The sequence below is a fragment of the Pantoea sp. B623 genome (assembly GCF_024814475.1).
Lineage (GTDB): Bacteria > Pseudomonadota > Gammaproteobacteria > Enterobacterales > Enterobacteriaceae > Pantoea > Pantoea ananatis.
Window position 1 is genome coordinate 3,541,180 of sequence record NZ_JANUXM010000004.1, and the last position, 13,051, is coordinate 3,554,230.

Genomic DNA, 13,051 nt, shown 5'->3' on the forward strand with positions numbered 1-13,051 from the left:
TTGACTGAAAGCGCCGATGGCATAACCACCTGCGTTTCGCCCGGTGCGCAAGGTTAACGGTAGTAAACCGCAATGTGCTGTCCCGCCACGGTTTCAACCGCGACAGGTATTTCAAAAAGGCGCTCAATAAGATCGGGTTTCATCATATCAGCCGGCGAGCCGCAGAAAAAAACCGCACCGTTCTTCATGGCGATAATATGGTCTGAATACGTCGAGGCGAAGTTAATATCATGGATAACCAGGATGATGGATTTTCCCAGCTCGTCAGCGGCGCGCCGTAGCTGCTTCATCATGGTCACGCTGTGTTTCATATCCAGATTATTCAGCGGCTCATCCAGCAGCACGTATTTTGTATTTTGACACAGCACCATCGCGACAAAAGCGCGCTGTCGCTGGCCTCCCGAGAGTTCATCAAGATAACGTTCAGCAAGCGGGAGCAAATCCAGAAAATACAGTGCCTGATGGATATGATGCTTATCGTTTTCCGTGATGCGCCCTTTGGAATAGGGATAGCGACCGAAACTCACCAGATCGTACACTGAGAGCCGGCTGGTGACCTGATTTTCCTGCCGCAGTACCGACATAATTCGCGCCAGCTTCTCGCTGTGCGCTTCATTGACGATGAGCGAATCGATTCTGACCTCACCGCTGTCGGGCTTCAACAGGCGGCTAATCACCGACAGCAAGGTTGATTTGCCTGCCCCATTGGGCCCGATGATTGAGGTAATGCCTGATGAGGGCAGGGTTTTGTTGATGTTTTTAAGGACAGATAACGGGCCGTATGCCTTATTCACATTCACAACTTCAATCACGTCGCCACCTTTTTCAGAATCAGGTAAATAAACAGTCCACCGCCTAAAAATTCAATAATGACGGACAGCGTGCCCGCCATGTTAAACACCTGCTCCAGGATTAACTGTCCGCCCGTCAGCATGATGATGCCAATCAGCACCGTACCCGGAAGCAGGTAGCGATGACGCCACGATCCCACCACGGGCCAGGCAAGGTTGACCACCAATAGCCCCAGAAATGTCATCGGCCCGACCAGCGCAGTTGAAATTGCCACCAGGAGCGAAACCAACAGCAACAGACCGGTGACATAACGCTGAAAAGGGACACCAAGTGCCGTCGCGCTATTGCGCCCTAACGCAATAACGTCCAGGCGGTGCCGTATGCGCCAGACGATAATCGTGATTGCAGCAATCAGCACGGCCGAAAGGGCCAGCACCGCCGGGTCAGCATGGGTAAAGGTGGCAAACATCCGGCTTTGCAGCACCGCGAATTCGCCAGGGGAGAGTAAACGTTGCATCAGACCCGAAAGGCTGCGAAAGAGGGTGCCAAATACCAGGCCCGTTAACAGTACCCGGTGAAGATCCAGCCCACTGCGGTTAAATAGCCAGCGATAGAGCAGCGTGGCAAAGATCATCAACAGTGCCGTTTCGCCAAGAAACGGCACCATACTTCCCAGTTGGCTCAGTTGCGAAAGCTGAACAAAAAACACCAGCAGGGTTTGGATAAACACAAAAAGCGACTCAAGGCCCATGACCGAGGGCGACAAAATGCGATTTTGCGTGATGGTTTGAAAAAGCAGCGTACTGATGCCGGATGCAAAGGCGACCAGCGCGATGGTGAATAAAATCTGCCCCCGATGTTTTAATACGTAGCTGATGTTTCCCTGCAGATGCAAGGTCATAAAGACAAGGGAAACAATGACCGCAAGCAGGGCTAAAAGGCTGATTCGCCAGACGGGCGAGGAGACGTTTTTCAGGGAGCGGGACAGCGGTGACAGATCAGTTGCCATAGCGCCTTCCTCTGATAATCAGCACCAGAAAAACCGCCGCGCCCAGTACGCCGAGTAAGGCACTGACCGGGACTTCAAAGGGATAAATAATCAGCCGCCCCAGGATATCGCAGCTTAAAACCAGTATGGCACCTGTCATCGCGACCCAGGGCACGGTGCGGCGCAGGTTATCGCCGAAAATCATGCTGACAATATTCGGCACAACCAACCCCAGGAAAGGCAGAACACCGACGACAACGATCACCACGCCGCTGACAATGGCGATCATCGCCATCCCCGTTAACTGGATCTGGCGATAGTTCAGCCCGACGTTAACCGAGAAGTCCTGGCCCAGACCGGCCACCGTGAAGCGATCGGCAATCAAGGCCGCCAGCAGGGTAATCAGTCCGACAATCCAGATCAGCTCATAGCGGCCCTGCATTACACTGGAAAAGTCACCGGATTCCCAACTGCCCAGCGACTGCAGGATATCAAACTGCATCCCCAAAAATGTCGTTACCGAGCTGAAAACGGCGCCCAGCATGATGCCAGCCAGCGGCACAATAAACGCGCTTTTCTGCCGAATGCGCTGAATGAGCAGCATAAACAGCACCGTACCGGCCAGCGCAAACAGGGAAGCGATGCACATTTTGACGATAACGGGCGCCGCCGGATACCAGACCATCACCAGCAGAAGCCCCAGGCTTGCGGACTGGGTTGTACCCACCACAGAGGGCTCAACAAAGCGGTTCTGCGTCAGCATCTGCATGAGCTGGCCTGCCACGCTCATCGCGCTGCCGGCAAGCACCAGCGCGACAGTACGTGGAAAGCGGCTGACAAACAGAATTTCCCGCATCTCGGCATCGTGCCACACGTCGATTAATGACATGCGGGTTACGCCCGTGACTAAGCTCAGCATAACCAGCGTAGACAGCAGCCCCAGGCCGATGAGATAAGCCCCGTATTTCATTCAGGCTGCTCTCTGGCAGCGAGCAGTTGTTGTTTGATCTGGCTCATCATGAGGCTGTAGCTCTGGATCCCGCCGGCAATATACAGCGAGGCGGAATCCAGCCAGATAATCTGCTGCTTTTTCCATGCGGTGGTGCGGCGCACCAGCGGATTATCCAGAACCTGACGGGCCGACAGGCCTTCTTTACTGCCGATGGCGCTGTCACGGTCCAGAACGAACAGCCAGTCTGGGTTTGCCTGCATGATCAACTCGGGCGAAATAGCATTGCCATGTTTGCTGGCATTGGGCAGAGAGAGTGCAGGCTTGAACTGCAGCACATCAAAAATAAAACCAAAGCGGGAGTGCGGCGTATAGGCGCTGAGTTTGCCGCCGTTAACCATCAACATCATGGCGCTTCCCGACCGGGCGGCGAGGGGGCGAAGGTCTGCAATCTGCACGTTAAATGCGGTTAAAACGGCTGTTGCCTGCGCCTGTTTGCCAAAGATTTCCCCCAGTTGCGTCGTGCGCTGCGTCAGGCTTTGCATGAAATCATGCGGGTCAATATCCAGAGAAACGGTGGGGGCGATACCGCTGAGTTTGTTGTAGGCCGCCAGGGCTCTGCCACCGGCAAAGATCGCCTCCGGTGCGGCGGCGCTTAAGGCTTCATAGGCGGGCTCAAACAGCGTTCCGGCATTGAAATAGCCCTGACCATTATATTTAGCCAGATGCGCCGGATAGGTGAAACCGGCTTGCGGGACGCCCGCCGGTGTAATGCCTAATGCATCGGCAATATCCAGCGTGGACGGATTGAGGATCACCACGCGTTGAGGATGCTGCGGCAACGTCGTGGTTCCCTGCAGGTGCGCGACCCTGACCGTTGGTGCTTCACCAGCAGATGCCGGAGGCAAAACCGTCAGTACCCAGGCCAGGGGCAATAAAATCGACAGAAACGGGAAACGCATGTGTTCTCCTTGCGCGTGGTTAGGGTCCGTATAAGGTCAGTGGTTTTGGGTTATATGCAGTTCTGAATACCTGCTCTGCGCGCCTGTATCACGCAGCGGCCGCAATGCATAAAACGTGATGCCGGGCCAGTTACTGTTCAGGCTGCTCTCTGTCCATCCCATGCTCGCTGAGATAAATCATCCTGTGACGGCGCCATTGACGGGGCGGCGTGAAAGCATCAGTGGGGCGATCAGAATGACGCCGTTATTGAGGCATACATCGCCTGCTTTACGCGCCTGTATCACGCAGCGGTCGCAATGCATAAAACGTGATGCCGGGCCAGTTACTGTTCAGGCTGCTCTCTGTCCATCCCATGCTCGCTGAGATAAATCATCCTGTGACGGCGCCATTGACGGGGCGGCGTGAAAGCATCAGTGGGGCGATCAGAATGACGCCGTTATTGAGGCATACATCGTGCGGCCGGGAACCGCGTAGTTGTTGCCTGAAACCCCGCTTGAGGATGGATGGTCAGAGACAGGGTTTTTATCAAAAAGATTGTCCAGCCCGGCATTAAACTTAAGGTTTTTCGTTGCCCGGTACTGGCCAGACAGGCCATAAATCATGTAGGCATTGCGGATGCGTGCCGTCGCGGTATTGCCTCTCGCCGCCTGGTCTGCGCTGCTGTTCAGCCCCAGCATCTTTCCGTAGTATTTTGCGGTAAATGAAAGGCTGATGTCGTCATTGACCTGCCAGTCAAGGGAGGACCACGTGGCGAGCGTTGGCGTTGTCACGAGCATCACGCCCAGAGAATCTTCGGCTTTGAGCATTCGCGTGAACGTATTACTCAGCGACAGGCGCTTCATCCAGGGGCCCATTTCTTCTGAAATCAGGGGAAGGGTCACATTGCCTTCCAGGCCCTGGGTTCGCGCCGTATCAAGATTGACGCGTTCAAGCCAGTAGCGGCCTGAGGTATCACCGGGTAAATAGCCAACAGGCGCAGAGGCGATTTTGTCTTTGAAGCGGCTGTCGAAGAACGTCAGCCCCGCGCTCCATCCTTCATAATCGAAGATCGCGCCCACTTCCCAGTTTTGTGACGTTTCAGGCTTGAGTTTATCGCTGCCCATCGTGTAACAGCCGCCGCCGTGGTAATCGGCATAGCCGTTACATCCAGCGCCTTTGGAGGATTCAATAAAGCCTTTGCTTGCCTGGCGCACGCTGGGTGCTTTAAAACCTTCTGAATATCCCCCTTTTAACGTCAGCGTATCCGTGGCCTGCCAAACCAGATAGGCGCGTGGCGTTGTCCTGTTACCGTAATCGGTATTATCTTTGCGCAGGCCCAGCGTCAGTGAAACAGTATCCAGCAGGTCGATTTGATCTTCGACAAACAGGCCGGTACTTTTGGCCTGAGCGTGATGTTTGCCATAGCTGCTGGAGGCGTCCGCTACCACGCCAACAGAGCGAGGGTTGTTCAGCTCTTCTTTTTTCCACTGCGCGCCGACAGTCAGATTATGCGGTAAACCGAATTCAAATGGCAGGTTAATATCGCCTTCAACAATGCGTTCTTGATTCCACAGCGCCACATCCTGACTGCCCGTCACCGTACCGCCAGAAATTACCGGAATATCGGTTACCCAGTTTTTAAATTTATTTTGATAAACGTTCAGCTTTGCCGTGCCGAAATCAAAAATACCGCGATAATCGAGCGCATAATTTTCACGTTCAAGTTTATCCACACCGCGCAGCGCAATTTCACTGCCATCCATGGATTCACCGGGAATACCTCGCTCGGTTCCCTGCTGAGTGGAAACGGCGATGCGCTGATGAGGGGTGATATCCCAGCCGAGTTCTGCGCCGTAATTTTCATTTTTGCGGCCCTCCTGGCCGCTTCCCCAACGCAACGCGTCGGTTTCGCTTTTATCCGCTTCGCGCTTGTTCCACGAACCGTTAACACGCAAATCAAATCCCTGGCCCAGCGGACCGCCGATGCTGCCTGTCCAGGTCTGGGTATTGCCCCGGTTGCCATCCTGCGGCCGTCGGGTGCCTGCCGTTAATGCGCCGTGCCAGGTATCGCTATTTTTCTTTGTGATAATATTCACGACTCCGCCCATTGCATCCGAACCATAGAGCGCGGACATGGGCCCTCTGACCACTTCAATGCGTTCAATCGCATCAACGGGGATCCAGTTAATATCGTCGAAATAGTTTTGCTGGGTGCTTTTAATACCGTTACTTGAGCCGATGCGTTTGCCGTCAACCAATAACAGCGTATAAGCCGCGGGCATACCGCGCAGTTGAATACCGGAACTGACGTCTGTGCCAATGGCTTTGGTCACGCCTGCGACACGTTCAAGAATATCGGCAAGGTCCGTGGCGGATTTACCAATGTCTCTTTCCAGCTGTTCTGCCGTGATAACAGAGATTGATGCAGGGGCATCTTTCAGTCGCTGTTCAATCGCCGATGCCGTTACCACCATGACATCTTCACTGTCTTCATTCCTGTCAGACTCAGCCAGAGCGGGGGAGATCATGCCAACAGCGGGAACCAATAAACTCGTGGTAATATGGCGAGTGATTTTTTTCAACGGCATCATAACGATTAATCCTTTAACGATTGTCATCCAGTTGATATATCCCTGAGCGAAAGAAATCATAATTCCATATGCAAATGGGAATCAACTCAATAATCATTATCAATTGCCGGAAAAATAAATCCGTCATGAAACTGAGTGGTTTTTTTAACGAATTAAATTGCCAGCAAGCGTCGTAACAATACCAAGGTGCCACAAATGCGCCTGAGCTAACTGATTAAGACTGCACGGTTTTGGGATTATCTTTGGCTAAATTTAAATTTTCATTAACACTGGCTTGAATAATGAGTTGTCTATAAGTCACGCTTAAATATTAGATATTCTCTTCTTTATCTCAGAAGACATATACAGGCAATTAACAATTTCGGGCTTGGTTATTAACTTTCAATAAGCGTTTTATTTATATTTTAACGATGATCAGGCCGGAATTGCGGTGCAGATAACGCGTAATCTGCGGGAAACTGGAAAATCAGGCGAATCTTTTATTCAGAATAATGATGAATATCGTATTCAGAGGCGGTGGGGATATTGCAGTGGATGGCGGGCGCATCCGCTAAAACGTGTTCCGGGGATGCTCAATCCTCAGACACGTTTTTGACGTCAACGCGCCTTTGACACTCCGCGGCTCTCAGAGGAAAGGGACGCGGCGTTCGGATAGCGCATTCACCTTTATTGTCCACACCGAACGGCCAGCAAAGTTGTGCCGATGGTTTTGTTATCCATGGACAGAGACTGGTCTAATACCTGTACTGGCCAAAAAACGCGGCCAAGGCGTTGGCAGTGGCTTCGGGCTGTTCCTCCGGCTGGAAGTGCCCGCAATTAGCGATGTGCTGGCCGTGTATATCATCGCCGTAGGCTTTCAGCGTCGCCGCCATATCTGCAATCGAGCCTTGATCGGCGGACAGCCCCAGTACCGGCATGACCAGTCGCCCCTGCCTGACCAGCTCCGCATTTTGCGCGGCCGACTGAGACAGCGCTCTGTAAAACGCCAGCCCCGCGCGTAAGCCCCCCGGCGTTTTAAGCAAGCGCTCATATTCGCTCAGTTCAGTCTCGCCATAACAGCTGTGGTTAGCGGCTTTCTCGCGAAAAAACCATTCCAGATAAATGCGCTCACGGCCTGCCAGCAAGGCTTCAGGAAGATCCGCTACGGCATGAAAGGCAAAGTGCCATGTTTTCCAGGATTTGTCAGAAGCCGACGGCAGTTTATCCGGTAATGATATGCCCGGAATACCGGCATCCATCAACGTCAGCGCCCGTATTTCCTCGCCATATAACATCGCATAGGTAAAGGCTACCCAGGCACCGACGTCGTGTGCGGCAAGAAAGTACGATCCTAAACCGAGTGAATCGATAAAGGCATGCAGCCGCGTGGCAACCGTTTGAGTGTCGTAGCCGGAAAGCGGCTTATCGGTGTCCCCCTGGCCCGGCAAATCAACGGCGATAATTCGGTATTGATCAGCCAGAGGCTGCATGACATGTCGCCATGCAAACCAGCTTTCGGGAAAGCCGGCCAGCAACACCAGCGGAAAGCCATCCTCACGACCGCCCGTGACATAATGAAAGCGCAGACCTTCTATTCGGGAAAAATGGTGACTAAAACCATCGGGTGCAGCAGGGAGCATGAGAGCAGACATAGGGTTTTCCTAAAGTAAAAGTACATTACCGGCTTACCACCGCCATGGCGCGTTGTAATCATCCGCCGCTTAAAATGGTGAACCAGGTGCATGGACCAGATGAGTCATGAAGTCCGCTGCAACGGCAATATCGCCCCGGCGAGCGCGGCCTCAACAATCATGCGTTACGCCAGAACCTTCAACGCCTGAGCCACAAAACGCTCAGCATCGTCGGTGAGGGTTGAGGCTTTACCGATGACGCGCATTCCCTGAAGCAACGCCAGAATCACCTCGGCAGCGGCGGTTTCGTTGGTGGTCGCGGCAATGGAGCCGTCCTGTTTTCCGCTTTTGATCAATTCCGCAATGTTGCTGCGCCGCGTTGCCAACTGTTTTTCGAGGCTGGTGGCTGCAGCGCCGAGCTGGTCGACGTTAGTGACACCTGCCACCACCATGCAGCCCAGCTTGCCCTCTTTCCCCTGACTGAGCTCAACGTAGTCCCGCAGCAGTTCAGCAAGCTTGTCTTTAGCTGTCGTGGCCTTTTCCAGCCGGGTTTTTATGTGCTCTTCACGAAGAAACACATACCGTTCAAGCGCCATGGAAAAAACGCCCTGTTTGTCTTTATAAGCCTTGTAAACGCTGCCTGTACTGAGGTTGGTCGCTGCGGTGATGTCGCTGATGCTGACGTCACTAAAACCACGATCGCGAAATAGCCTGATGGCCCCATCCAGAAATTGCGCTTCGTTAAAAGCACGCGGTCGGCCCACAGAGGATTGTGCACTGCCGGTATGGGAAGGGGGTTTCATAGCTAATCTCCAATTAGGAAATGATCGTTTCCTTTTTAGAGCATGGAGGGGGAGGCTGTCAAGGGGGAGGATGGGAAGGCGGGTTTTTTGGCTGGCGGAATCTGTATTTGTATCTTAATTTGTTGAAATATATATATAATATTTTTATTCTGAAGGTGAGGGTATACCTAAACGTATACCAATCAAGCTCCATTGAATATCACTAGGATTGTAAATCATAGAATTTTTCTCATACTGCATGAAGCCCTCTTGAACACCAATCACTCTATTTGTAGGGCGCGAATTATGTAATAGGGCGTGCGTATAGAACATAATGCCCAGCACATCCAGTTATATTCATTAAAATCTCAACATCTTTGAGTGTGTTTCCAGTTATCGGAATCAGATGATGATAAAAGTCGCGTGTAATTTTTACTTTATTCATTGTCAACAAATGGTCTTAATTTTTCAGAAATAAACTGGTTAGGCTTCCAACCACCACACATTTTATCAAGGAAGAAAGTATCGAAAGCTGAAGCCGCAATCCCTGTCAAAGGTCCAGCGAATCCTAAAGCAGTACTTGTCAGATAGCGCAAGGCTTTTCCTGGACCATCACTTAACCATCCTTTAGATGTAATGTCATCAATGTAATTTGAAAGAAGTACTTGATCTGGGGATTTACCTTTTAGCCATTTTTTAAATTTTTTAGCTCTGGTGAGAAGTTCTAAAAATTCCTCAAATGTTCTGTTGCCAGAATTAAGTACTGCTGAAATATTAGGACATCCGTCTAAAGCTATTTCATAAAAGCTGTTAAGGCCTTTTTGATTCAATTTAGCTCTAGTTAATATTTGACTGTTTTTTACTTGAATGATTTTAGATTCTGTTGCCGAAGTATAAAAATCCCCACCATAATGAGCGGCTAAAATCAGTCCGCATGATGCGCTCAATATTCCGGCAGCAATATTTGCAGGGGTGTAGTTCTCATTTTCAGAGGTTTTAGTATTTTGAAATTCATTGATTCGATTAAAGTCTATGTTGGTTGAGACTCGGAATTTGTTATTTTCTGGAAGAACTCTATAAATTATTTCTTCAGATTTTATATCGCCAGGCAATAAGCTTTCAACAATAGTGCGAGCTGCTGAGGAAATGTATACTTCATCGTGTAAATCTTTATTGGCTGCCGATATTATCCCTCCCTCTATAAAATGATTGCTTGTCAGTTTTTTTAATGTTGCATTTTTTTTGAAACGATCAATGAAGTTTTCAACTTCTTTTTTTGTAAAACCCTCTCTGAGAATTCTAAATTCTAATCTTTTTTTCCAGTTTTTGAGCTCGCCAGAGTTTTCCCCGCCAGATATATATGCACTTAAAAGCATGTATTCTTTTTCAAAATTGTTGTTTTCGGTATAAACTCCCAAAAACTCTTCAATATAGGTAGTCTTTACATCGGGGTGGGAAATCAATTTTATGACGCCATGAAGCCCGATTTTTTTGATAAGGCCAATAAGAGTGGATGTGTCCATTACAATATGAACATTCTGATAAAAAAGTAACGCTTCAGCTATTTCGCCAATGGTTATGGATGGTCCGTCGATTGAGCGATTTAATACAATTGACTCGAACATTTATCAGTTGTCCATTTTGTAATTTAGTTGAAAGTGCCATTTTTCATTGCAATACCGGTACAGTAATGACAATTTTAGATGAGGCAATGCTTCACTTGCAATTATTGATGTCTAAATTTTTTTTACTAGTAAAAAAGCAATAATGCAATCTAATTTCAATTTGGAACTATAACTTTTGGTGGTTATTGCGGGAGTGGTAGTTAGTATCATACTGCTTTAGCCCCATGTCAGGAGATACAAGAAAGTATTAAAAGAGTATAAAAAAGTTGCACCAGTAAAAAAGATTTTATGAAAAATTATTCACACTGTTCACCTTTTTATTTTGTCTATTTATATCATATGGTTAACGGGTGATGAATGGGTGAAGGGTGACGCATATCCTTCACCACGGGTGAACGATGGGCGTAAAAAAACCGGCTTTCGCCGGTTCAGGTTGTCATACTGCGTTCGGATCGTCGCACTTCGGCAGCCAGTCGGCGCTGCTTTCGTCCGTCAGGCCGAGGTTGGTCTGCATCCCGAGCTTCGTGCGCCGCTTCAGGTAGCTTTTGCCGTACTCACGCAGGATGCTCTCCAGCGCCTGGCTGAAGGTCTTCATGCTGAGCGGGTTGCGGTAGCCGTTGGCCTCCATGTACGCCAGATAGGCGTGATACAGGTAGCGCTTCGGCTGCAGGGGCCGGATGCTGGCGTTGCCCATGTGCAGGCCGTTCGGCTCGGCGGTGGCAAACAGGTAGCCGCAGAAGTCCACCATCGGGTCGGCGTCGCGCTTGATGCGCATGGCCTCGCCGGAGTTCTGCTGCTGCTGAAGCAGCGCGCGGGCGTCCTGCGGGTTGCTGAAGCGCTGCATCAGCTGGCGCACGATGACGGCCAGCTCCGCCTGTATCTTCTCCTTCAGCTGCGGGTCGCGCTCGTCTGCCGGAATGATTTCCGCGAAGTGCAGGATGACGCGACGGCGCGACACACCCCCGCTGCGGTCGGTGAAGCGCATCGGGTTGTTGTTTACGGCCAGAATCACCGCCGGGATGTGGGTCGAGTAAGCGTCGCGGTACTTCGGGTCAACGGACACCGCATCGCCGCCGGTAATCGCCTTGATGCCCGCGCCGTCGCCGCTCCACTTCTCCTGGTCGGGCAGGCGGATGAGCGAAAAGCCGATGACCGAGGCGCGCTCGCGTGACGACTCCAGCGTCTCGATGGTGGCCGACACGGCGTTATCCGTTCCTGCCAGCATGGTGGCGATTTCCGCCATGATGCTCTTGCCGCTGCCGCCGGGGCCGGTGACCTCCAGAAACAGCTGCCAGTCGTAGCGGTTCGCCAGCACCATGAACAGCGCGGCCAGAATCACGTCCCGCTTGTCGGCACAGCGTCCGGCGGCGCGGTCAAGCCACTGCCAGAAGTGCGGCGCGTTGCTCTCCAGCGTTTCGCCCGCCACCGGGCGGGTGTAGTCCACATCGCTGACCGTGCGCAGCCAGTTCTCCCGCCGGTGCGGGCTGAAGGTGCCGCTGCGGGTGTCGAGCACGCCGTTGCGGAATCCGATGAGCTGGCGCTGCGGCGCGGCCTGCTGGGGCAGCATCAGCTTCAGCGTGTCCACCACGCCCGCCACCTTGCCCGCCGAGAACGGGGCGCGCAGGCGCTGAAACAGCTTCGCCACGTCGCGCCCGAACTGGTTGCCGGAAATCACCTTCCACGCCCCGGCCTCATAGCGGCAGAGGATTTCGCCGCTGGCGTCCACGGCCAGGTTGCGGCCGTAGTGCTCCGCAACGCGCTCCGCCTTCTCGCTGGCGCTCATGGCCGTAAACTCGGCCTCGCTCATGGTGTCGAACGGGCTGGCGGCGGGCGGGGCCGAGGCCTCGCGCAGCGCCTGCCGGGTGGCGTCCTCCCCGTTCGCGGTAAAGGCGTCGTTCCAGTCGCCGAAAACCGGCGGCAGGGCAACCGTTGCGTTGCAGGCCGAGGCGGCGTGCTTCGCCTTACGCTGGCCGTCGCCGTTCAGGTCTCGGTCGGCGGCAATCACCAGCGGCAGCGCCGGGTGCTTTTCACGGACGAGGCCGGCCAGGGAAAGGAGGTTAGCGGACGACAGGGCAACCCACACCGTGTCACCCGTCAGCGCGTGCACGGTCAGCCCGGTGGCGTAGCCCTCGGTGAGCCAGATGCGTTTCGGCGTACCTTTACCGCTCAGGACGTGGCAGGCGCCTTTCACCTGGCCGCCTTTAAGCGTGCGCTTGTCACCGGCGGCGTTAATCAGCTGGACGTTAACCAGCGCGCCGTCCGCGTCGTGCAGCGGCACCATCAGGTCGCCGGGGCGGTAAGCGGTCAGCGCCACCTTGTGCGGCTTCGTGAGCGTCAGGCAGGAATGCTCCGGCAGCCCCTTGCGGGACAGGTAGGCGTTGCCCGTGACCGCTTTTGCGCTGCTGACCAGCTGCTGCGCCAGCGCGGCCGCCGCCGTGCGGGCGGCCTCGTCGTCCGGCTCTGGCGGTACGGCCTCAGTCACCGGCGGCAGGTTGCCGGTCAGGTCGTTCACGCGCGCGGCGGCCCCGGTCAGGCTGACGCCCAGCGCCTTCTGCACCAGGTCCATGCCGTCACCGGCCCCGCACTGGTTGCAGAACCACGTCCCGCGCCCCTCTTTATCGTCAAAGCGGAAGCGGTCTTTGCCCCCGCACACCGGGCACGCCGTGTGCCGGTTCTTCACCACCTTCACGCCCAGCGCGGGCAGGATGCGGGGCCACTGGCCCCGCGCGGCGCTGGCCGCGTCTGATACGGTCATTTTCATTGTGTTTTCCC

General features: G+C 53.2%; 9 protein-coding genes. All 9 read right to left on the reverse strand.

What is annotated here, in order from left to right; all coding sequences use genetic code 11:
- Nucleotides 1–53: 53 nt before the first annotated feature.
- Nucleotides 54–812, reverse strand: a complete 759-nt coding sequence (locus NXS97_RS18470) for an ABC transporter ATP-binding protein (RefSeq protein WP_116219807.1) — start codon at nt 810–812, stop codon at nt 54–56.
- Nucleotides 809–1,801, reverse strand: coding sequence for an iron chelate uptake ABC transporter family permease subunit (locus tag NXS97_RS18475; protein ID WP_116219808.1), 993 nt, complete (start codon nt 1,799–1,801; stop codon nt 809–811). Before NXS97_RS18475 ends, NXS97_RS18470 begins: the two co-directional genes overlap by 4 nt.
- On the reverse strand, nt 1,791–2,750 hold the full coding sequence (locus NXS97_RS18480; RefSeq protein WP_105083398.1) for an ABC transporter permease: 960 nt from the start codon (nt 2,748–2,750) through the stop codon (nt 1,791–1,793). Before NXS97_RS18480 ends, NXS97_RS18475 begins: the two co-directional genes overlap by 11 nt.
- A complete protein-coding gene (locus NXS97_RS18485; protein WP_105083397.1) occupies nt 2,747–3,691 on the reverse strand; it encodes a siderophore ABC transporter substrate-binding protein in 945 nt (314 codons plus the stop codon). The genes NXS97_RS18480 and NXS97_RS18485 overlap by 4 nt, the downstream gene beginning before the upstream one ends.
- Before the next feature lie 423 nt (nt 3,692–4,114).
- A complete protein-coding gene (locus tag NXS97_RS18490) occupies nt 4,115–6,262 on the reverse strand; it encodes a TonB-dependent receptor domain-containing protein (protein WP_246874110.1) in 2,148 nt (715 codons plus the stop codon).
- 734 nt (nt 6,263–6,996) lie between these two features.
- On the reverse strand, nt 6,997–7,893 hold the full coding sequence (locus NXS97_RS18495) for an alpha/beta fold hydrolase (RefSeq protein ID WP_116219810.1): 897 nt from the start codon (nt 7,891–7,893) through the stop codon (nt 6,997–6,999).
- 164 nt (nt 7,894–8,057) lie between these two features.
- Nucleotides 8,058–8,675 (reverse strand): TetR/AcrR family transcriptional regulator, encoded by a 618-nt coding sequence (locus NXS97_RS18500; protein ID WP_116219811.1) that lies wholly within the window; start codon nt 8,673–8,675, stop codon nt 8,058–8,060.
- A gap of 416 nt (nt 8,676–9,091) precedes the next feature.
- Nucleotides 9,092–10,279 carry a hypothetical protein gene (locus NXS97_RS18505; protein ID WP_210515020.1) on the reverse strand — a complete coding sequence of 396 codons (1,188 nt, stop codon included), beginning with the start codon at nt 10,277–10,279 and terminating at the stop codon, nt 9,092–9,094.
- A gap of 436 nt (nt 10,280–10,715) precedes the next feature.
- Nucleotides 10,716–13,040: a phage/plasmid primase, P4 family gene (locus tag NXS97_RS18510; RefSeq protein ID WP_210515023.1), complete on the reverse strand. Its 2,325-nt coding sequence runs from the start codon at nt 13,038–13,040 to the stop codon at nt 10,716–10,718.
- Between the last annotated feature and the right edge of the window lie 11 nt (nt 13,041–13,051).